We start from the raw sequence: 20,378 nt of genomic DNA on the forward strand, positions 1-20,378 counted from the left end.
AAAAATAGTTTTCCCGCCTGGTTGAATGCGGTAACCGTCTCCTCTCTCTTAAAATAGGATACTAGTAATCGTCATAGGAGAGAGGAGATTCAACATGTCGGACGGGAAGAAAGCAAGAATCAGTTTATCTCCGCCGGAATTTACGTATTTCAATGAAATCAAATATTCGGTCGGCAAAGATCCGCTCGTAAAGGTGGGGCCGCTGGAGGATCACGGTGACGGTCAATTCGAGGTAAAGCTGTTCGTAAAAGGATACAAAAAGGCGAAAGCGTTAGCAACCCTGATCGCCCCGGACAAGGTGATTGGCGAGATCAGTATTCATGTTAAGATCATTAGCGGCGGGAAAACGATTAGCCCGATTACGCGTCCCTTGACGGCAAGAGAGCTGGCCGGGCTGTACCGGATCGCCTTTCGCACAAACCGGATTTTCCAGTTTGTCGCCCTTCGGTCGATTTTCGGCAGCACTTACGTTTATCCGGTATTCCGGATTAAGGTTGTCCAGTTCTATAATGATGACCTCTCCGACTTCTACGGCAACTATAACAACGTGGCGGCATTTGTGTTCCGCAATGTTCTCTTGAGCGAAATCGGCGGAGTCCATATCCAGTTTTCAACGGCTAAAAAGGGAAGAAGCAAAAAGAAATAAGCGTTTGGTCAAAGCGGTTGCGCGGTTGCGCTAGCCGAGCCTGCCGATGTAAAGGAAATTCATATTACGTTTAACGATGACGTGAACGAGGACCTGATTAACCTTCATCACCACGAGACGCCATTCCTTGTCATTCCGGAGGTTGCTAAATCGTACGAGGTGCAGGCGTGGGCAAGCGGCGAATGGATCACGGTCGCAAGCGACAGCATGAACCGTACCCGCAAAAAAATCCACACGCTGGGCAAGCCGGTACGGACGGACCGGATCCGGACCGTAGTGAAGGAAACCAACGGCGGCGAGCGCGCCGAAGTGATTGAAATCCGCATTTATGAATAAGGATAAGAAATAGAAGAGACAGGGTGGAATCAACGGATTCCGCCCTGTCTCAATTTATAGCCCTTATAGGGTAAACATGTTCTCCATCGGACTCTTGAGCACGATCAGACTCATTAACCTCGCCAGCTCCTCCGGCGAGAGGTTCATATCGGATTGGATCCACCGGATAAGAATGCCTTGCGTGCCGTTGATGACGCTTTCCATCAGGAATTCTCTTATAATGAGATCCTTTCCGCGGTAACCGGACAGCAATGATTCAAAACGAGCCATCGCGTTTTGCCGGATGATTTTAAGCAATCCTTCCCGGAAATGGGGGCGGCTGTGCGGACCGCTTATTATTTTTATCACTTTATGATGCTTTTCCATGTATTGAAAGATGGGGATGAAATACCGCATGAATTCGCCGTCCTTGGTGGAGAGATAGAGATGGCGCGCTTTATTGCCAAGTTGAATGATAGCCTCCAGATGCTCATTCTCGATGCTCTCGAGCAAGTCCTCGAGGTTGAAGTAATGAAGATAAAAGGTTCCCCGGTTAATGCCCGCTGCTTCCGTTAAGGTTTTGATATGAATTCGTTCCAAAGGCATGCTGTCATACAGCCTTAAAAAGGTCTCAAGGATTTGGGCTCGCGTATCCCGTGCATGGAAAGATGATGTAGTCATAATCAACCCCGTATGATTTCATTTGCGTATTTTTTCAAGAATACCATAACTCCCCCCGGCAGAATCAAATTTTCTTTCGAAAAGGAATTGAAAAATCCAGGGCGGTATGTATAATGGAGTTAAGCGCTTAACTAATTTTACTTAACTTTTTATCATATTGTCGAATGAACACTTTATATTTACTTACTTTATGTCAAATTAAGCGATTAACAAACGGGAGGTACTATGACTACTATTCGATTGACGATGGCCCAAGCTTTGGTACGGTTCCTCGATGCGCAGTATGTTTCAATCGATGGCGAGGAGATCAAGTTCGTTCAAGGCGTCATGGGGATTTTTGGACACGGCAACGTAACGGGGATCGGCGAGGCACTGGAGTATAGCCCCGGCAGTCTGAGCTTGATCCAGGGCAAAAACGAGCAGGGCATGGTGCATGCGGCCGCAGCCTTTGCCAAGCAAAAGAACCGCCTGCAAATCTATGCTTGCACCTCTTCCATCGGGCCAGGCGCGCTCAATATGGTAACCGCCGCCGGAACCGCAACCGTGAACCGCATTCCCGTGCTGTTGCTGCCTGGAGACAACTTTGCATCCCGTCAGCCTGACCCGGTGCTTCAGCAGCTGGAGGTCGCTTCCGATTATACGGTGTCCGCTGCGGATGCTTTCAAGCCGGTCAGCAAATATTGGGACCGTATCGTACGGCCCGAGCAGCTCATGTCGGCAGCGCTCCAAGCGATGCGCGTGCTCACGGACCCGGCCGAGACGGGTGCCGTAACCTTGGCTTTGCCGCAGGATGTCCAAGCGGAAGCTTACGATTACCCCGAAGCGTTTTTTAGTAAGCGCATTCATTATATCGACCGCCGGCCGCCTGCCAAGGATGCAGTAGAGCGCGCAGTCCAGCTCCTTAAGGGCAAGAAAAGGCCGCTTATTATCGCCGGAGGGGGCGTATTGTACGCATCGGCCGTAAGCGAGCTTCAAGCCTTCGCGGAGACGTACGGCATTCCGGTAGCGGAGACGCAAGCCGGGAAAAGCGTCCTTCCATGGAATCATCCGCTCAATGTTGGCGGCGTTGGAGTCACGGGAACGCTGGCTGCCAACCTGCTGGCCAAGCAAGCGGATGTCATCATCGGGGTAGGTACCAGGTATTCCGACTTTACCACGTCTTCCAAATCGGCGTTTGCGGATGATGTTCAATTCATAAACATTAACGTAAGTCCGCTCGATTCCGCCAAATGGGGCGGCGCTGCCTTGACAGGCGATGCCAAGCCGGGACTAACGCTGCTTGCCGACGCTCTTGCCGCATCAGGCTACCAAAGCGGTTACGGCGAGCATGAAGTTGCGGATCTGAAGAAGACCTGGGATGACGAGGTAGACCGGTTATATACCCTGGAGCATGAGCAGGGGCTTGCGCAGACCCATGCGCTTGGCGTTATCCAGAATCATATTGATCCTAGCTCCGTTATTGTCTGCGCGGCAGGCAGTCTGCCGGGGGATCTGCACCGTCTGTGGAGACCGGCCGAGCCGAAGACGTACCATATGGAATACGGTTTTTCGTGCATGGGCTACGAGGTAAGCGGAGCGTTTGGCGCCGCGCTCGCAGAGGCAGGCAAAAGAGAGGTTTACGCCGTTGTAGGGGACGGAAGCTACTTCATGCTTCATTCCGAACTGATCACAAGCCTGCAGGAAGGCGTTAAAATCACCATCTTGTTATTTGATAATCACGGCTTCCAGTGTATTCATAACCTGCAGCGGGGCCACGGAAGCGAAGGCTTCGGCAATGAATTCCGTTACCGCGACAAGGCTACGGGACGTCTTACCGGCGGTTACATGCCGATTGATTTCGCAGCCCATGCCCGCAGCCTAGGGGCCAAAGCTTATAAGGCGAATTCCGCGGAAGAGCTTAAGGCAGCGCTCCTTCAAGCCAAGCAGGAGACGGTATCGACCTTGATCGAAATTCCTGTCGTGCCGGGTACCAACACAGCCGGTTACGAATCCTGGTGGAACGTTGGCGTGCCGGAAGTGTCGGTCAGCAATAAAGTGCTGGACGCGCATCTGGACATGAAACAGCGGATCCGCGCCGCAAGAACGATATAAGACGTTAAGGGAGCTGAGGTTGATGAAGACATTGCCGTTCAAGATTGGCGCCCATCCGATCAACTGGGTCGGAGAAGATGTGAAGGAGCATGGTGCCGACACCACTTACGAGCAGATTATGGATGATATGCAGCGGTTAGGCCTGACAGGAACCGAGATGGGACGCAAGTATCCGACGGATATCGAGGTTCTTAAGCGGGAGCTGGGGAAAAGAAACCTGCAGCTGGTATCCCAGTGGAAATCCGTGCTTTTCTCGGATCCGGCCTACCGGGAAGAAGAGCTTGCGGCTTACGAGCAGCATGTCAGATTCCTCAAGGAAATGGGCAGTACGGTGATCAGCACTTGCGAGGTAGGCGGTTCGCTTCATTTCGATCCCCGGCGCACGCCAAACGAGAAGGAAGTTATCCCGCTTGACGAGGCAGGCTGGAAGAGTCTTGCCGAAGGGCTAAACGCAGCCGGAGCATTGGCCAAGCAACATGGCCTTAAGCTGACCTACCATCATCATGGCGGAACGGCCGTAGAGAGCCCGGAAGAAATCGACCGGCTGATGGAGCTGACCGATCCGGATCTGGTGTACCTGCTGTTTGATACCGGGCATGCCTACTATGGCGGAGCGAATCCGCTCGAGGTGCTTCGCAAGCATTATAACCGGATTGCCTACATTCATCTGAAGGATGTAAGACAGCGGGTGCTGGATGAAGCGCGCGCGGAAAAGGCCGATTTTATCACTTGCATCCGCAAAGGCGTATTTACGGTTCCGGGAACCGGCGATCTTGATTTCCGCCCGGTTGTGGAAGAGCTGCTGGCCCGCGGTTATAACGGCTGGGCGATGCTCGAGGGGGAACAGGATCCCGGCAAAGCTCCGGCGTACGAATTCGCATCCAAAGCCATTGCTTATCTGGAGTCGCTACTTCCTACGAAAGCGGGGGAATCCCAATGAACGACATCAAGTTTCCGGCTGACCGGTCTCTCGACTTCACGGCAATCGGCCGTCTCTGCATCGACCTGAACGCAAACGAAATTAACCGTCCGATGGAAGAAACCAGCACGTTTACGAAATATGTGGGCGGATCTCCGGCCAACATTACGATCGGAATGTCGCGGTTTGATCTAAAGACCGCTTTTATCGGCAAAATCGCCAATGATCAAATGGGCCGCTTTATCCGCGATTATCTGGAGAAGAACCGGATTGATACAAGCAATGTCGTAAACGACTACACGGGTGCGGTTACCGGTCTTGCATTTACCGAGATTAAGAGTCCAACCGACTGCAGTATCCTGATGTACCGCGACAACACGGCCGATCTGCTGCTTACGCCAAGCGAAGTGAATGAGGAGCTGATCGCCAAATCCAAGCTGCTGCTTATTTCCGGAACGGCGCTTGCCCAAAGTCCTTCGCGCGAAGCGGTGTTCCAAGCGCTTCAATATGCGAAGAAGCATGGCACGGTTATTGCCTTTGATCTGGATTACCGCCCTTATACATGGAAATCGCAAGAGGAAACGGCCGTTTATTATAATCTCGCCGCCGAGAAATGCGACATTATCCTCGGTACGCGGGAAGAGTTCGATATGATGGAATGCTTCGAGCAGGAGCATAACGATCATAGCACGGCATCGAGATGGTTCAATCATTCCGCGCAAATCGTCATTATCAAGCACGGCAAAGAAGGCTCCATCGCTTACACGAAGGACGGGGCAAGCCATCGGGCCAAGTCGTTCCCGGCAAAGGTGATCAAGACCTTCGGCGCCGGCGACTCCTATGCGGCAGGCTTTCTGTACGGCGTGATGCAGGGCTGGACGCTCGAGAAAAGCATGGAGTTCGGCAGCGCGTCCGCGTGCATCGTTATTTCCAGCCACAGCTGCTCGGATGCCATGCCAAGAGCCGAGCAGGTTCATGAATATATCGCCCGCTGCGAACGCGGTGAAATCGTTGTTTAATTCGCAAATACAAGGAAGAGGTGCTCCTATGACGCAACAATTAAAAAACTGGATCGGCGGTCAATGGGTAGAAGCGGCCGCAACGCAAAGCGAGCCAGTCTACAACCCGGCTACCGAAGAAGTTCTCGCCAACGTTCCACTGTCTACGAAAGAAGACGTTGATCTCGCTGTACGCACGGCTGCCGAAGCATTCAAAACGTGGAGCCGCACGCCGGTGCCTAAGAGAGCGCGCATTCTTTTCAAATATCAGCAGCTTTTGGTCGACAACTGGGATGAGCTTGCGAAGCTGGTAACGCTGGAGAACGGCAAGAGCTACGGCGAAGCGTACGGAGAAGTGCTTCGGGGTATCGAATGCGTGGAATTTGCCGCCGGCGCCCCAAACCTGATGATGGGCAAACAGCTTCCCGATATCGCAACCAATCTGGAATCCGGCATGTACCGCTATCCGATTGGCGTCGTAGGCGGCATTACGCCGTTCAACTTCCCGATGATGGTGCCTTGCTGGATGTTCCCGCTTGCGATTGCCTGCGGCAATACCTTTGTGCTGAAGCCTTCGGAGCGTACGCCGCTTCTGGCTAACCGTCTGGCTGAGCTGCTGCAGGAAGCTGGACTTCCCGAAGGCGTGTTTAATATCGTTCACGGCGCGCATGATGTCGTAAACGGCATGCTGGAGCATCCGGTAATTAAGGCGATTTCGTTCGTTGGCTCCCAACCGGTAGCCGAGTATGTGTACAAAACGGCTTCGGCGCACGGGAAACGCGTGCAGGCGCTTGCCGGCGCGAAAAACCACTCGATCGTTATGCCGGACGCGGATCTGAATCTGACGGTAAAAGAAATCGTAAACGCAGCCTTTGGCTCCGCGGGCGAGCGCTGCATGGCATGCTCCGTCGTTGTGGCCGTAGGCGAGGTTGGCGACACGCTTGTCAGCAGGCTTAAGGAAGCTGCCGACAACATTACGATCGGCAACGGCATGGAAGACGGCGTATTCCTTGGCCCGGTTATTCGCGGACCTCACAAGGAACGCACGCTTAAATATATCGACATCGGCGAGAAGGAAGGCGCGCTGCTGATCCGCGACGGTCGGAAGGATGCGGCATCAAGCGGTCAAGGCTACTTTGTTGGCCCAACGATCTTTGACAAGGTGCAAGGCGAGATGAAAATTTGGGAGGATGAAATTTTCGCTCCGGTCCTGTCGGTCGTACGCGTAGACACGCTGGATGAAGCGATCGAGCTGGCCAACCGTTCCGAATTCGCCAACGGCGCTTGCCTGTTCACGCAAAGCGGGGCGTCGATGCGCCAATTCCGCGAAACGATCGATGCGGGCATGCTTGGCGTGAACCTGGGCGTACCGGCTCCGATGGCCTTCTTCCCGTTCTCGGGCTGGAAGAAATCGTTCTACGGCGACCTGCACGCGAACGGCACCGACGGCGTCGAGTTCTTCACGCGCAAGAAAATGGTTACAACACGCTGGTAATCGATCATACGGGAGGTCTACTCGATGTCAAAAGTGAGAATCGGCATCATCGGCGCTGGCCGAATTGGTAAAATACATGCGGAAAATCTGCTTAAGCATCCGGAGGTCGAGATCGTTGGCGTCAGCGATCTGTTCGCCGGACCGGAGCTTGAAGCGTGGGCGGCGGCAAAAGGCATTGGCCTCTTGACCAAAGATTCCGATGCGATTATCGGGCATCCGGATATCGATGCCATCTTTATCTGCTCCTCTACCGACACGCATGTGCCGCTGATCAAGCAGGCGGCGCAAGCCGGCAAGCATATTTTCTGCGAGAAACCGGTCAGCATGTCCATCCTGGAAACGGCTGAAGCGATTAAAGCGGTGAAGGAAGCAGGGGTTAAGCTGCAGATCGGATTCAACCGCCGCTTCGATCACAACTTCAAACGGGTAAGAGAGCATGTGGAAGCGGGAACCATCGGGGATTTGCATGTCGTGAAAATCACTTCCCGCGATCCGAACCCGCCATCCAAGGAATACATTAAAGTTTCCGGCGGATTGTTTATGGACATGGCCATACACGATTTCGATATCGCGCGTTTCGTATCCGGCAGCGAGGTTGTGGAAGTATTCGCGCAAGGCAGCGTGCTTGTTGATCCGGTATTTGAAGAATGCGGGGATATCGATACCGCGATTGTTACCTTGAAGTTCGCAAACGGCGCGCTTGGCGTCATCGACAACAGCCGCCAAGCGGTGTACGGCTACGATCAACGCGTTGAAGTATTCGGCTCCAAAGGCAGCGTTGCGATAGCCAACGATCATCCGAATACGGCTGTTGTCAGCACGGCAGAAGGAATCGTTTCCGACAAACCGCTGCATTTCTTCCTGGAGCGTTATATGGGCGCTTATGCGGATGAATCGAAGCAATTTATCGACAGTCTGGTGCACGGCACGGCACTTCCGGTTACCGGGGAAGACGGCTTGCAGGCGGAACGGATCGCGCTCGCCGCGAAGCTGTCCTGCAAGCTGAACCGTTCGATCAAGCTGTCAGAGCTGGACGAATTGCTGCTGCAGTCCGCAAAACTATAACGGAGGTATACGAACATGTCCAAGCTTATCGTCACTCCAGAGAGGACAGCGGGTCCGGACGGCTCCGTCCTGTCCATTACGCCGGAATCGGCAGGATGGACATACGTCGGCTTTGAGGTTCTGAAATTGCGGAAGGGCCAGTCCGTCGAGAGACAAACGGAAGACAAGGAAGTATGCCTTGTTCTGCTGAGCGGGCTGGCGAATGTTAACGCCGCCGGCAAGGAATGGAACGAAATCGGCCGACGGATGAGCGTATTCGAGAAAATTCCGCCGTATTCCGTCTATATTCCTAATGGTCAATCTTACGGGATCGAGGCTCTTACGGAACTGGAGGTTGCCGTTTGTTCCGCGCCCGGCCACGGAAACCATGAAGCGCGTTTGATCGCGCCCGAACAGGTAGGGACGGAAGTGCGGGGCTCCGGCAATATCGAACGCCTCGTCCAGAATATTTTGCCGGAGCAGGAGCCGGCCGACAGTCTTCTAGTCGTAGAAGTGTTTACGCCAAGCGGACACTGGTCCAGCTATCCGCCTCACAAGCATGACCGGGATAACCTTCCGGAGGAATCGTTTCTGGAGGAAACCTATTACTTCAAGGTAGATCCGATGCAAGGCTATGCGATTCAGCGCGTCTATACGGATGAAAGGGATTTGGATGAGACGCTGGTCGTGAAGAACGGCGAGGCCGTGCTTGTTCCTAGAGGCTACCATCCGGTTGCCGCACCTCCAGGCTATGAGGTCTATTACCTGAATGTCATGGCGGGACCACGCCGGATATGGAAATTCTACAATGATCCCGATCATCAATGGATCCTGAACGCTTCGACCAAGTAAGTCCTTCAATTGGCGCTCTCTACGGTTGCAACTGCCGATAGAAACACTCATAATAGGAAATCATGGGGATAGGTCATCTATCCCCCATCTTACTTTTCAGAGGGATTCGGCATGAAAGCAACCATATACGATGTGGCGAAAGAAGCAGGGGTCTCGATTGCCACTGTCTCCAATGCCATTAACGGTAAAGGCAACGTCAGCAAGAAAAGACGGGAACAAATCTTTAAAATTATGGAGCAGATGAATTACCAGCCTAACGTGAATGCTTCCGCGCTGATGGGGAAGAAGACCTATACGCTGGGTCTGCTTATTCCGGATATATCCAATCCGTTTTTCTCCGAGATTGCGAGGGCTATCGAGGATCAGGCGCATCAATTGGGCTACAGCGTGATCATGTGCAGCACGGACAATAAAGACGAGAGAGTGGAACGTTATATTGCCCTCTTGGAACAAAAGAACGTGGACGGCATTCTTATCGGAACCGGGGTAGACAACCTGGACATTCTGACAAACCTGCAAGCCAGGAACATCCCGATCGTGATGATCTCGCGGGAAGCGGCGGCTTTGGAGGTAGACACGGTTGTAGCCGACGACTATGTAGGCGGCTTGATGGCAGCGCAGCATTTGGCGGAGATGGGTCATTCCCGGATCGCCATCTTGTCGGAGCAATTGAAGGTAAGCAGCGCCCGGGAAAGAATCCGCGGCTTCAAGCAAGGGCTGCAGGACCATCAGATTTCGTTCGACGACCGTAAGCTCGTCATCTGCGATTATATGGTAGAGGAAGGACGCCGCGGCGCCGGCGAGCTGCTGGGCCGGGAGGATCGTCCCACCGCGATATTCTGCTGTAACGACGTGCTTGCGATCGGGGCGATGCAGGAAGCGAGAAGTCTCGGGATAAAGGTTCCCGAGGAGCTGTCGATTGTAGGCTTTGACGATACGATTCTGGCTGCGGTCGTTGATCCGCCGCTCACGACCGTCGCTCAGCCGATTGCCAGCATGGCGAAGCAGGCGTTTCAATTAATAATTTCCAATCTGGACGAAGCAGAACCGGTCAAAAAAAGAATCGTGCTGCGGCCGGAAATCCACATCCGTCAGTCGACGGCAAAAGTGAATAACGTAAAGTAAAGAGGAGCTATCCCAGTCGTCATATGAATGACCTTTGGGACAGCCCCTTTCTATTTTCAAACGAGAATGTTACATAAAATTCGCAAGTACAAACACAAAGATTGTGAAATTTGCGCGATACAATTATACTAAAAAAATATAGATTAAATGAGAAAATCGGAGGTTTGCTATGGTTACGCTTAGCGAGATTGCCAAAAAAGCAAATGTATCCGTAACGACCGTGTCAAGAGTCGTGAATTATAATGATACGAGCGTTTGCAGCGAAGAGATGCAGAAGCTGATCTGGTCGCTCGTTGATTCCATGGGATACAAAGTGAAGAAGAAAGTTAATGCCAAGCAGGAGACAAACAAGACCGACCGCACGTATACGATTGCTTATGTTCTTGGAACCGCTTCCTATGTTATGCAGCAATCCTACAGCTATGAGATTATTAAAGGCATTGAGTCGGAAGCTATCCGAAGAGGGGCCGATATTACTTTCACTTGCCTGAACCTGGATCTGTACACGCCGGAGATGCTGGGCGAGAAGCTGGCAGCGTCAAACGTAGAGGCCGTTATCTGGGTTGCCGGCACCAACGAAGCCTTCTTCGAGGTGATTGAGCGGCTGGGGATTCGAATAACGATTGCAGGCATCGAGCCGGGCTATTATCCTGACAATGCTGACTATGTCGGCGTTGATTTCTATTCGGAGACGCTTCGCTGGATGAAGACGCATTTCGCTAACCGCTTTGAACGCATAGGGTATATCGGACCGAAAAAACTGTCGCGATACAATGCTTTTATAGATGCTCATGGCATTTTGCAAAAGCCGATTCAGGAAGAATTTATTCTTGATATGGAAGGTTGGACAATCGAAGAAGCGAAAATCGTCATGCAATCCTATCTGCAGCGGGCCGATGCTCTGCCGGATGCCATCTTTGCTGCCTGTGACTCCATTGCGCTTGGCGCCATGACCGTTCTTAAAGGACAAGGCATTCAGATTCCGGATCAAATTCGCGTACTTGGCTTCGATAATATAGAGATGTCCAGTTATTTCGTGCCTGAGTTGACCACCATTGAAGTGCCAACCTACAAGATTGGAGTTATGGCTGTGCAAGCCGCTTTGTCGAGACTTCGCGGGGAGCGTGATTTTGCCGTACGCTACCTGTTCCCGACGCAGTACATTGAGCGCCAGTCGCTATAATAGCCATTGGCCGGAAATCCGCCGCTTTGTCCAACAAAGCGGCGGATTTTTTTGCGTATTTAAAAAAAGGTTTAATTTAAACTAAAATTTTAGATAAATATTGAAGAAATTAAGCTTAAATGTTAGTATAATCTCGAAAGAGACTAAACTGTGATTACGAAATTCAGATCTTTTAGAAACGGGGAGATGTTTTTGTACGTGTCCATGGAATCGTTTGGTTTGCAGCCTGACGGGGGAGAAGACGCTGCGCTGGCCGTCCTTCGGGCAATCGATTATTGCAGGGGCATTCCCGGCGCCACGCTGGTATTCCCCGAAGGGACCTACCATTTTTGGCCGGAGAAGGCTCTTGAACGCCTGTATTATATTTCCAATCATGATCAGGAGAAAACAAGAAAGATAGCTTTTCCGCTGATTGGGATGAACGGCTTCACGCTTGACGGGCAGGGCTCAACCTTTATGATGCATGGTCTTACGACCCCTTTTGTCATCGATAACAGTTCGGATATTACGCTAACCCGTTTCACGATCGATTACGAGCGGTCCACGATCACGCAAGGCACCGTTGTTCAAGCTGACGAATCGGGCTTCGACGTAAGCATATCGGAGGATTATCCCTATGAGGTAAGCAGCGGGAAGCTTATCGCGGTTGGCGAAGGCTGGAAGGAGCCTGTTAAGGGGATTATCGTAATGGACCCTCATACAAAAGCCCCAAAGCAAGGCTCTGGGGACATCCTCATGTGGGGCTACTACGATCGCGGCACGGTGGAAGAGAGCGGAGAGCGCCGCATCCGCTACAGCGGGTTTGATCATTATTCTCCGGAGAACGGGGATATCGTACTGCTCCAGTCCGGATACCGGGATTGCCCGGGCATCTTCGTGAATAACAGCCGCAATATCCTTGTCGAAGACGTTGATCTTCATGCCTCCATAGGCATGGGCTTTATCGCCCAAAATTCGGAGAACCTGCATCTTCGAGCTTTTAACGTAATGCCCCGCCCTCATTCAGACCGCTTATTCAGCGCTTCAGCCGACGCTACGCATTTCGTTAATTGCCAAGGAAAAATCGAACTCGAAAACTGCTTGTTTGAGAATCAGATGGACGATCCGTGCAACGTCCACAGCATTTATGCGCAAGTATCCGAGCGCCATGGGGAGGACCTTCTGTGCAGGCTGGTTCATCCGCAGCAGCGCGGAATTCAGGTCTTTCATCCAGGTGATCGTGTCCGTCTGGTCCGAAACGACTCGCTGCTGCCTTATTTCGAATCGCAGGTGAAAGCGGTCCGCGCCATTAACGCCGAATATATGCTGGTGGAATTGGAAGCGCCGCTTCCTGCAGATGTCAACGGCGGCGACGGATTGGAGAACTTGACGCGGACGCCGGATCTTCACGTGCACGGCTGCGTCGCGAGGGCAAACCGCGCCAGGGGATTTCTCATCACTACGCCGGGCAAGGTACTGTTCGAAGGCAACGTCATCAGCACGCCGGGTGCCGCCATCAAAATATCGGGGGACGCGAATTACTGGTTCGAGTCGGGGGCAGTACGAAGCGTTTCCATCAGGGAAAATGTTTTCGAGGATTGCAATTACTGTTATCCGTTCTGGGGAAGAGGCATCATTGACATCGATCCCGAGATCGCAAATCCGGAGTCGTTTGAAGGCCGGTATCACGAAAATATTGCGATTGAACGGAACCTGTTCCGGACTTTTCATCCCGTGCTTGCGACGGGTCATTCCATCGCCGGTTTCACCTTCACGAATAACGTCGTCGAGCTCAGCGACCGTTATCGGCAGGCAGACGAACTTCCGTATGTGATAGATCTGAAAGCCTGCAGCTATGTGGAGGTTTCCGGCAACCGCTGCCAGGATGGCGTGCTGGTCAGCCGGATTAACGGCAAGGAAATACAGCAGCTTGCTGCCGTGAAGGAGTAATTTTGGAAGGCTTGAGGTGGAACGATGGTAAGACTTAAAGACATAGCAAAGAAAGCGAACGTATCGGTTACGACCATTTCGAAGGTGGTCAATTATAACGATACGAGCGTATGCAGCGAGGAGACGCAGGCCCTCATCTGGTCGCTTGCGGAAGAAATGGGGTACAAGGCAAGGCGGATGGATAAGAACGGCGCACCCGGAGCCGTAACCGCCTATAAGCTGGCTTACGTCATCGGGATGCCCAATTACGTGTTGTCGGGCACCTATACGTATCAGATTATTCAGGGCATAGAGAAGGAAGCGTTCAGGCTTGGGGTGACAATGGCTTTTTCCTGTCTGAATTTGAGCTTGTATACGGCAAGATCATTATGCGACAAGCTGCTTGAAATGGAAGTGACGGCGGTAATCTGGGTCGCAGGCTCCGATGAGGAATACTTCTCCTTGCTGCGGCAAAACAACATCCATGTGGTCATCGCCGGCATTGAGCAGAATATGCTGCCTGACGATGTTGATTACGTTGGCGTGAACTTTTATGCCGATACGCTTTATTGGCTGAGGACCGAAATTTTTAACCGGTTCGACCGAATCGGCTTTATCGGTCCCAGCTCGCAGGCCCGCTTTGAAGCCTTCAAGGACCTGCATCTGCTTATGGGACGGACTTTCGAGCCGGATACGATCGTGGAGCTGGATGATTTCGACATGGAGAAGGCAAGGGCGGCGGTCGTGAAGTGGATTAATAAAGGCGCAAGGCTGCCGGAAGTATTCTTTGCGGCAAGCGACGCCATTGCCATTGGCGCACTCAGCGCGTTCCAGATGATGGGCATATCCGTGCCTGAGCAGGTTAAGCTTGTCGGGTTTGACAATATTGAAGTGGCCGGCTATGTATCGCCGGGACTAACTACGATCAGCGTGCCTGCTTTCCAAATCGGCGTTCACTCCGTCAAGGCCGCGCTTTCGAAGTCGAAGGGCGAGCTTGATTATACGCTTCATCATATCTTCCAGACCGACTTTGTGATTCGGGAGTCTTTATAATGGATCGATAAATTAAACTATAATTTAGTATTTAATTTAACTAAAAATTATTGACAATTTTACTTAATAATTATAGTATATTTTTGTAAACAGTATGGGGTTGAAGGTGGGATCTTATGGCAAGCGTTTCATTCCGTCATGTATACAAAACCTATCGTTCAGAGAAGAAACCTTCCGTTAACGACTTTAACCTGGACATTGAGGACGGCGAGTTCCTTGTCCTGGTAGGGCCGTCAGGCTGCGGGAAAACAACGACTTTACGAATGCTTTCCGGGCTTGAGGATATTTCGGACGGAGAGATTTATATCGGAGACAAGTTCATAAATTATGTATCGCCGAAGGATCGGGATATCGCAATGGTGTTTCAGAACTATGCGCTTTATCCGAATCTGACGATTTACGAGAACATGGCACTTGGACTTAAGCTGCGGAAGACCGCTAAGCATGAGATCGATATGCGGGTGAAGAAAGCAGCCCGTATTCTTGAGATTACGAATTATCTGGACAAGAAACCAAACCAGCTTTCAGGCGGTCAGAAGCAAAGGGTCGCGCTGGGCAGGGCGATCGTTCGGGAACCAAAAGTGTTTCTGATGGATGAGCCGCTTTCCAATCTGGATGCCAAGCTTCGCGCGCAGACAAGGGCGGAGCTCATACGGCTGCATCAGGAGCTTGGAACAACTACCGTATACGTGACGCATGACCAGACCGAAGCGATGACGATGGGAACGCGGATTGTCGTGATGAAGGACGGAGTCATCCAGCAGGCGGACACACCGCAGCGAATTTATCAGAATCCTGCCAATCAATTCGTTGCCGGCTTTATCGGTTCGCCGGCCATGAACTTTATTGCGGGCAGCATCAAGGAAAGCGACGGCCGTCTTTATTTCGATAACAGGCGGGTGAGGCTGCGAATTCCCGAGAGCTTCTACCCGGAGCTTCGCGAAGCGCCTTCCATGCGTAACGTAATTCTGGGCATTCGTCCTGAACACCTGGTCAGTGATCCGGTATGGCTCCAGGATAATCCGAATAAAGTAAGCGCTTTAATCGATATTAAAGAGCATATGGGCGCGGATACATACTTGTATCTGAATTTCGGGGAAACAAGCGTGGTAGCCCGAATCGACGATTCGGACGACAAGTATGAGCTGAAAACCACGATCGAGATCGGATTCCAGATGGAGAAGGCTCATTTCTTTGATGCGGAGACGGGCGTCAATCTCCGTTCGGACAGCCGGCGGGGGCAGCTATGAAGGTCCGGAAAAGATATGTCTATTTGACTCTAATCGTTCTCATTGTTCTCTTTTACGCGTATCGGTCGATGGACGAGGGACACAAAATTTTTCCCGTTTTATCCGCGGAAAGCATTAAGCTCGAGGGGTTTGAAGACGGAGAAGGAAGTCCTTATTATTATGAGGTTCTTAAGGGTTATGCCTCGGAGGGCATAGGCGATTATCAGGGAAAGCAGGTAAGCATTAATCCCCTTCATTTTGCAGCAAGCGGCGACCAAGCCAAACATTCAGTTGCAAACGGTTCCACGGCTGGTGCGGAATCGTTAGCTTGGGATAACGGCCAAGGCTGGATCGAATGGAACGTCGATGTGCCGGCCGACGGTCTTTACCAGATCGAGTTGGAATATGAGCCGTTGCAGGAGAACAGCACAAGCTCCATTTTTTACGGCTTGCAGATTGACGGCCAATATCCGTTTGCGGAAGCAAAGTCGATTGAGCTGGTCAAGTACTGGAAGGACCAGACTCGTCCTTATGCGAAGGATGCGATTGGCAATGAAATCCGCTCGGCGCAGATCGTTATTAAAGGCTGGGAAACCGAGAGGCTGCGCAACTATGCGATTTCTTCCGAGCCTCTGCGTTTCAGCTTGAAGAAAGGACAGCACACGCTGCGCTTCCAGGCTCTTAACGAGCCAATGAAATGGGGCGCGATCAGGCTCGTTGCACCCGAGGTTCTGCCTTCCTACGACCAGAAAACCGCTGAAGCCCAAACGGCCGGCGGCAATGCTTCCAACTGGTTCTCCGTTATGGAAGCGGAGAATTACTCTAGCAAATCTCATCCGTCCGTTCAGGTCGGCAGCGTAAACGAGCCGCATGTATCCCCGGATCCGAAGGGTCGGGTTGTCTATAATGCCATCGACGGCAACCGTTGGCAGAAGGCTGGACAATGGGCGGAATGGACGGTAGACATTCCCGAGACCGGCTGGTATGAGCTTGACGTGAAGTATACGCAGCGGTTTCAAGGCAAATCAAACATTTACCGTACGATCCAGATCGACGGAGAAACCCCGTTCAAAGAGATGCTGCACTACGCATTCCCTTATAACGGCAAGCTGACCGTTTATCCGATTCAGGACAAGGAAGGCAAGCCGTACCGGTTCTATCTGGAAAAAGGCAAGCACAATATCCGATTCGTGGCCGACGCATCGCTGCTCGATCCTGCTATCCTGTCGCTGCGCAGCGCCATCTCCGAGATGTTCGAGCTGGAGCAGATGATCCGCAAGGTTACCGGCGATTACGGCGCATCCGGAGGAGACGCGAACCGGACATGGGATCTCGCCTCGTATATTCCGGATCTTGAATCGCGCCTGACGGGTGTGAGAGATCAGCTGCGGACGGTGGAGACTTATATGAACGGTCTGAATCAGAATACGAACGATGCGACCAATTCAATCAATATCGGCATTGAGGTTCTGAACGATCTGGTAGCGGATATCGATAAAATCCCGCAAAAGATGGGTAAAGTGACCGACCTGCAGACCCGGCTTGGCACATGGTTGGATTCCTTCTCTCAGCAAGGAATGACCATGGATTATCTCGTGGTGAAAGCGCCTGAAGCAAAGCCAGAGCTGAAGGAATCGAACTGGGCGACCAAAATTCCGTACACGGCGGTTAACTTTTTGCGGACTTTCCAGTTGAAATACGATACCCGCAGCGAGAAGAATGGCGACACCCTCCAAATTTGGGTGGCCAGAGGGCGTGACTACGCGGACCTGCTGCAGGAAATGGTGAATCAGTACTTCACGCCGCAAACCGGCATTAACGTAAACATCAATCTGATGCCGGATCCGAACGCCCTGCTCCTGAGCAACGCGGGAGATGACCAGCCGGATGTCGCCCTTGGCGTGCCGATGGATATGCCGATGGACTATGCGATTCGCAAGGCTTCGACCGATCTAAGCCAATTCCCGGATTTCAAGGAAATCTTCTCCCGGTTTAATCCGGGCGCGATGCGGTCATTCACCTTTAACCAGGGAGTTTATGCCTTGCCGGAAACGCAGTCTTATTATCTGATGTACTACCGGAAAAGTATATTGAAAAGCCTTGGCGTAGAGGTGCCGCAAACTTGGGACGATGTCCGCAAGCTGCTGCCGTCGCTGCAGGAGAATGCGATGACGTTCTACTATCCGTCCAAGGATTATGCACCGTTCTTCCTTCAGAATGGCGCACAGCTGTATTCGAAAGACGGGCTGAAGCCGGGCTTCGATACGGAAGAGGCGTACAAAGCCTTTACGATGTGGACCGATTTATTCGGCAAATACGATCTGCCGCGGGATGTGCCATCCTTCTTTAATCACTTCAAACGCGGAGATATGCCGATTGGCGTAGCCGACTTTAATACGTATATTCAGCTCCTCGTCTCTGCTCCGGAAATCAGAGGAGACTGGGGAGTAGCGGCAATGCCGGGCATTGAGCAGCCGGATGGCGAGGTGGCCCGCTGGGCGCCAAACAATATGCAGGCAGGCATGATTTTGGAGAAGAGCAACAAAAAGGATGAGGCTTGGACATTCCTCAAATGGTGGACGTCGAAGGAGGTCCAGCTCGAATACGGCAGGAACATTGAATCGTTTAACGGTCCGGAATACCGCTGGAATACGGCAAACATGCAATCGCTGGCCGAAATGCCGTGGCCTTCGGCGGACATTTCCGCAATGGAGGAGCAAAATCGCTGGACCCTAAACATTCCGTCTCTTCCGGGCGGTTATTACCTAGCCAGGGAAATGGATTTTGCCTGGAACAGAACCGTTGTGCAGAAGGTTCCGCCGAAAGAGTCTTTGGACAAATCGTTTACCGATTTGGAACGCGAAATGGTGCGCAAGCAGCAAAATTTAAACCTGGACGGCAGCTATGATCTCAGCATGCCTGTCATTGATAAGCCTTACGATTGGAGGACCGTGCAGCCATGAAAGATGTGACCGTCGTTCGGACAGTCCCGGGACCGGCAGCAAAGCCAAGAATGAAAAGCAGAATGCGGCGGATATTGATGCCGGATATTAAGGGGATGCTCGCGAGAGCTTGGAAGGAGAAGCTCGCTTACCTGTTTCTCGCGCCTTTCCTGATCAGCTTTATTGCCTTCATTCTGGTGCCGGTTGCCCTGGCGCTGCTTATGAGTCTCACTTCTTACGATGCTTTTAACCCTCCGAAATTTGTAGGCTTTGACAATTTTATTGCACTCATTACGCAAGATACCGTCTTTATGAAATACGCCTTGCCCAATACGCTGAAATTCGCCTTTTTTGTTGGTCCCTGCGGCTATGCGCTCAGCTTCTTTATCGCCTGGCTGATCTATCAGCTGCCCAAGTCGATCCGGGATATCGTAACGCTTGCCGTGTACGCGCCGTCTCTAGCGGGCGGCGTGGCGCTGACGGTCGTCTGGCAGGCCGCTTTTAGCGGAGATTATGTCGGTTACGTCAACAACTTTTTGATGAAATTCGGCATGATCTCCAAGCCCGTGTTATGGCTTCAGGATCCGAAATATTTGCTCACGATTATGATTATCGTCACGGTCTGGATGAGCTTTGGCGTCGGATTTCTCTCCTTGCTGGCCGGATTGGACACCGTGAACAAGGAGCTGTACGAGGCCGGCAAAATTGACGGGATATCGAGCAGGCTGCAAGAGGTGTATTACATCACCATTCCTTCGATGAAGCCGCAAATGCTGTTCAGCGCCGTTATGGCCATTGTCGGCACCTTGAAGGCCGGCTCGATTTCCGTCCAGCTGACCGGGCTTCCGATCACGCCGCAATACTCCGGCCATCTCATTCTTAACCATATCGATGATTACGCGTTTATTCGTTTTGAGCTTGGATATGCGTCCATGGTATCGGTCGTGCTGCTCCTCATGTCTTATGTGGCCTTAAAGATCAGTTACAAACTTTTTAACCCGAAGGACGGTGAGTAGACATGCAAACGCTGTTCAACCAAATCAGGCGGATGACGTTGTTTGAAGCTGCGCTGCTCGCCAGCCTGCTGCTCCTGGCGGCGTTCCTTGCGCTGCCGATCGTGTTCATTATCAACCATGCGTTTAAACCTTATAACGAGTTGTTCATGTTCCCGCCTACTTTTCTGGTCAAGGAGCCGACGTTATCCAACTTCTACGATCTCTTCCTGCGCTCCTCGGCAAGCGTTGTTCCTTTCTCTCGTTATTTGTTCAACAGCATCATCGTGACATCCATATCGCTGGTTGCTGTTATCGTTTCTTGTTCCATGGCGGCGTACGTATTGTCCAAATATCAGTTCGGCCTGAAGAAAGCCGTAATGGCCATGATTATGCTGTCTCTCATGTTTGCGCCGGAGACAGTGGCCATTCCCCGGTATCTGATCATCAGCTGGCTGCAGATTAACAATACGTATTTCGGGCATATCCTGCCGTTTATTGCGTCGCCCGTTGCTGTATTTCTGATGAAGCAGTTCGTTGACCAGATTCCAAACGAGCTCGTGGAGGCGGCCAAGGTGGACGGGGCTTCCGAGCTTCGAATCTTCCTTCAGATTGTCATGCCGCTTGCGATGCCGGCACTCGCCACCATTGCGATCATTACCTTTCAGAGCGTATGGAGCGACGGGCAGGCGTCCACTCTCTTCATGCAGGATGAGACGATGAAGACGCTGCCTTACTACATAACGACGCTCACGAGCGGGGCCAATAATACGGTGGCAGGCCAAGGCATGGCGGCCGCGGCGGGCCTGCTCATGTTTCTGCCGAATCTCATTATCTTCCTGTTCGCCCAGAAGCGGATTATGGAGACGATGGTGCATTCCGGTGTGAAATAAAGCCAGAGAAGA

Annotated in this window: 17 protein-coding genes; 16 read left to right on the forward strand and 1 reads right to left on the reverse strand. The window is 52.1% G+C overall.

Annotated elements, in window-relative coordinates; translation table 11 throughout:
* Positions 1-94: 94 nt before the first annotated feature.
* Both FHT67_RS03165 and FHT67_RS03170 read left to right on the forward strand, forming a co-directional pair.
* Entirely contained in the window at positions 95-646 is a 552-nt protein-coding gene (locus tag FHT67_RS03165; protein ID WP_132303871.1) for a hypothetical protein, read from the forward strand.
* Positions 647-727: 81 nt separating this feature from the next.
* Complete coding sequence (locus FHT67_RS03170; protein WP_243866881.1) at positions 728-982, forward strand: discoidin/SUN/FTP domain-containing protein; 255 nt, start codon at positions 728-730, stop codon at positions 980-982.
* Positions 983-1,045: 63 nt separating this feature from the next.
* Here the strand turns inward: FHT67_RS03170 and FHT67_RS03175 are convergent, their stop codons facing one another.
* Positions 1,046-1,567: a TetR-like C-terminal domain-containing protein gene (locus FHT67_RS03175; RefSeq protein WP_167195583.1), complete on the reverse strand. Its 522-nt coding sequence runs from the start codon at positions 1,565-1,567 to the stop codon at positions 1,046-1,048.
* A 300-nt stretch (positions 1,568-1,867) separates the two neighbouring features.
* On the opposite strand from FHT67_RS03175, the gene iolD reads away from it, so the two are divergent.
* From iolD to FHT67_RS03245, 14 genes are all read left to right on the forward strand, one after another.
* Positions 1,868-3,733, forward strand: coding sequence for a 3D-(3,5/4)-trihydroxycyclohexane-1,2-dione acylhydrolase (decyclizing) (iolD, locus tag FHT67_RS03180; protein WP_132303887.1), 1,866 nt, complete (start codon positions 1,868-1,870; stop codon positions 3,731-3,733).
* 22 nt (positions 3,734-3,755) lie between these two features.
* A complete protein-coding gene (iolE, locus tag FHT67_RS03185; protein WP_132303889.1) occupies positions 3,756-4,673 on the forward strand; it encodes a myo-inosose-2 dehydratase in 918 nt (305 codons plus the stop codon).
* On the forward strand, positions 4,670-5,671 hold the full coding sequence (gene iolC / locus FHT67_RS03190; RefSeq protein ID WP_167195585.1) for a 5-dehydro-2-deoxygluconokinase: 1,002 nt from the start codon (positions 4,670-4,672) through the stop codon (positions 5,669-5,671). Before iolE ends, iolC begins: the two co-directional genes overlap by 4 nt.
* A gap of 28 nt (positions 5,672-5,699) precedes the next feature.
* Complete coding sequence (locus FHT67_RS03195; protein WP_167195587.1) at positions 5,700-7,145, forward strand: CoA-acylating methylmalonate-semialdehyde dehydrogenase; 1,446 nt, start codon at positions 5,700-5,702, stop codon at positions 7,143-7,145.
* Between the two features lie 24 nt (positions 7,146-7,169).
* The gene (gene iolG / locus FHT67_RS03200) at positions 7,170-8,210 is read left to right on the forward strand and encodes an inositol 2-dehydrogenase (RefSeq protein ID WP_167195590.1); all 1,041 of its coding nucleotides are present in this window, start codon (positions 7,170-7,172) and stop codon (positions 8,208-8,210) included.
* A 15-nt stretch (positions 8,211-8,225) separates the two neighbouring features.
* Positions 8,226-9,041: a 5-deoxy-glucuronate isomerase gene (gene iolB / locus FHT67_RS03205; protein WP_167195593.1), complete on the forward strand. Its 816-nt coding sequence runs from the start codon at positions 8,226-8,228 to the stop codon at positions 9,039-9,041.
* 111 nt (positions 9,042-9,152) lie between these two features.
* The gene (locus FHT67_RS03210; RefSeq protein WP_167195596.1) at positions 9,153-10,166 is read left to right on the forward strand and encodes a LacI family DNA-binding transcriptional regulator; all 1,014 of its coding nucleotides are present in this window, start codon (positions 9,153-9,155) and stop codon (positions 10,164-10,166) included.
* Positions 10,167-10,335: 169 nt separating this feature from the next.
* Positions 10,336-11,349, forward strand: coding sequence for a LacI family DNA-binding transcriptional regulator (locus FHT67_RS03215; protein ID WP_167195599.1), 1,014 nt, complete (start codon positions 10,336-10,338; stop codon positions 11,347-11,349).
* Positions 11,350-11,553: 204 nt separating this feature from the next.
* Positions 11,554-13,278 carry an alpha-1,3-galactosidase-related protein gene (locus tag FHT67_RS03220; protein WP_208403096.1) on the forward strand — a complete coding sequence of 575 codons (1,725 nt, stop codon included), beginning with the start codon at positions 11,554-11,556 and terminating at the stop codon, positions 13,276-13,278.
* 24 nt (positions 13,279-13,302) lie between these two features.
* A complete protein-coding gene (locus tag FHT67_RS03225; protein ID WP_167195604.1) occupies positions 13,303-14,310 on the forward strand; it encodes a LacI family DNA-binding transcriptional regulator in 1,008 nt (335 codons plus the stop codon).
* Positions 14,311-14,426: 116 nt separating this feature from the next.
* On the forward strand, positions 14,427-15,560 hold the full coding sequence (locus tag FHT67_RS03230; RefSeq protein ID WP_167195608.1) for an ABC transporter ATP-binding protein: 1,134 nt from the start codon (positions 14,427-14,429) through the stop codon (positions 15,558-15,560).
* On the forward strand, positions 15,557-18,502 hold the full coding sequence (locus tag FHT67_RS03235; protein ID WP_167195611.1) for an extracellular solute-binding protein: 2,946 nt from the start codon (positions 15,557-15,559) through the stop codon (positions 18,500-18,502). The genes FHT67_RS03230 and FHT67_RS03235 overlap by 4 nt, the downstream gene beginning before the upstream one ends.
* Positions 18,499-19,497, forward strand: coding sequence for a carbohydrate ABC transporter permease (locus FHT67_RS03240; protein WP_243866883.1), 999 nt, complete (start codon positions 18,499-18,501; stop codon positions 19,495-19,497). Before FHT67_RS03235 ends, FHT67_RS03240 begins: the two co-directional genes overlap by 4 nt.
* Before the next feature lie 2 nt (positions 19,498-19,499).
* Entirely contained in the window at positions 19,500-20,366 is an 867-nt protein-coding gene (locus FHT67_RS03245) for a carbohydrate ABC transporter permease (protein WP_132303911.1), read from the forward strand.
* The last annotated feature ends 12 nt before the right edge of the window (positions 20,367-20,378 follow it).

Origin of the sequence: Paenibacillus sp. BK720, assembly GCF_011761545.1 — a bacterium.
In the GTDB taxonomy this organism is placed as follows: domain Bacteria; phylum Bacillota; class Bacilli; order Paenibacillales; family Paenibacillaceae; genus Pristimantibacillus.

What these genes read in the sequence shown, in the direction of transcription:
- FHT67_RS03225 (WP_167195604.1), top strand. Translation starts at nt 13,303, where the DNA reads ATGGTAAGACTTAAAGACATAGCAAAGAAAGCGAACGTATCGGTTACG.
- FHT67_RS03235 (WP_167195611.1), top strand. Translation starts at nt 15,557, where the DNA reads ATGAAGGTCCGGAAAAGATATGTCTATTTGACTCTAATCGTTCTCATT.
- FHT67_RS03215 (WP_167195599.1), top strand. Translation starts at nt 10,336, where the DNA reads ATGGTTACGCTTAGCGAGATTGCCAAAAAAGCAAATGTATCCGTAACG.
- FHT67_RS03230 (WP_167195608.1), top strand. Translation starts at nt 14,427, where the DNA reads ATGGCAAGCGTTTCATTCCGTCATGTATACAAAACCTATCGTTCAGAG.
- iolD (WP_132303887.1), top strand. Translation starts at nt 1,868, where the DNA reads ATGACTACTATTCGATTGACGATGGCCCAAGCTTTGGTACGGTTCCTC.
- FHT67_RS03240 (WP_243866883.1), top strand. Translation starts at nt 18,499, where the DNA reads ATGAAAGATGTGACCGTCGTTCGGACAGTCCCGGGACCGGCAGCAAAG.
- FHT67_RS03175 (WP_167195583.1), bottom strand. Translation starts at nt 1,567, where the DNA reads ATGCCTTTGGAACGAATTCATATCAAAACCTTAACGGAAGCAGCGGGC.
- FHT67_RS03220 (WP_208403096.1), top strand. Translation starts at nt 11,554, where the DNA reads ATGGAATCGTTTGGTTTGCAGCCTGACGGGGGAGAAGACGCTGCGCTG.
- FHT67_RS03195 (WP_167195587.1), top strand. Translation starts at nt 5,700, where the DNA reads ATGACGCAACAATTAAAAAACTGGATCGGCGGTCAATGGGTAGAAGCG.
- FHT67_RS03245 (WP_132303911.1), top strand. Translation starts at nt 19,500, where the DNA reads ATGCAAACGCTGTTCAACCAAATCAGGCGGATGACGTTGTTTGAAGCT.
- iolB (WP_167195593.1), top strand. Translation starts at nt 8,226, where the DNA reads ATGTCCAAGCTTATCGTCACTCCAGAGAGGACAGCGGGTCCGGACGGC.
- FHT67_RS03210 (WP_167195596.1), top strand. Translation starts at nt 9,153, where the DNA reads ATGAAAGCAACCATATACGATGTGGCGAAAGAAGCAGGGGTCTCGATT.
- iolE (WP_132303889.1), top strand. Translation starts at nt 3,756, where the DNA reads ATGAAGACATTGCCGTTCAAGATTGGCGCCCATCCGATCAACTGGGTC.
- iolG (WP_167195590.1), top strand. Translation starts at nt 7,170, where the DNA reads ATGTCAAAAGTGAGAATCGGCATCATCGGCGCTGGCCGAATTGGTAAA.
- FHT67_RS03165 (WP_132303871.1), top strand. Translation starts at nt 95, where the DNA reads ATGTCGGACGGGAAGAAAGCAAGAATCAGTTTATCTCCGCCGGAATTT.
- iolC (WP_167195585.1), top strand. Translation starts at nt 4,670, where the DNA reads ATGAACGACATCAAGTTTCCGGCTGACCGGTCTCTCGACTTCACGGCA.